This is a genomic window from Rhizobium sp. 18055 (genome assembly GCF_902706285.1).
Classification (GTDB): Bacteria; Pseudomonadota; Alphaproteobacteria; order Rhizobiales; family Rhizobiaceae; genus Rhizobium.
Window position 1 is genome coordinate 1 of the sequence record NZ_CACSKD010000226.1, and the last position, 463, is coordinate 463.

The following is a 463-nucleotide window of genomic DNA, read 5'->3' on the forward strand; positions in this document are numbered from 1 at the left end:
GGTCCATGGCGTCATGGACGCCATTGCCGGGATGCGCGCCGCCGTCGGCATCGCCACTGCCATCGCTCGCGCCAGCGTCGCCCACGCCTGGGACTGCAGCGGCACGCCCCGCGAGCGCCAGGACCGCGCCGAGCGCCGCCCCCCGGCTGATCGGCGCGGCCTGCGGATCGGCCGCCTTGCGCCGCCACACGGCCAGGGCGCGTGCGGGTTCCAGCGAGAGCGGCGCCGGGGCGCCGTCGTGCAGGTCCGCCAGAGTGTCCGCCACGATCCGGTGCAGGGCCCGGTGGCCGTTCAGGTGGTCTCCCACGTCGGCCGGAGCGACGGCTGCGGGAGCTTCCAGCAGCCACAGCGCGCGGTCGAAGCCCGCCTCCACCACCACGCGCAGCACGGGCGCATCGGCCATGCCGAGCATCTGTCCGTGCCGCAGCAGCGTGTGCAGCACGCCCAGGGCGGGCGCCAGGGC

1 protein-coding gene is annotated in these 463 nt (G+C 76.7%); it reads right to left on the reverse strand.

From position 1 onward, the window contains the following. The coding region (locus tag GVL52_RS32000; RefSeq protein ID WP_200847989.1) for a hypothetical protein at positions 1-463 on the reverse strand (463 nt) is incomplete at both ends.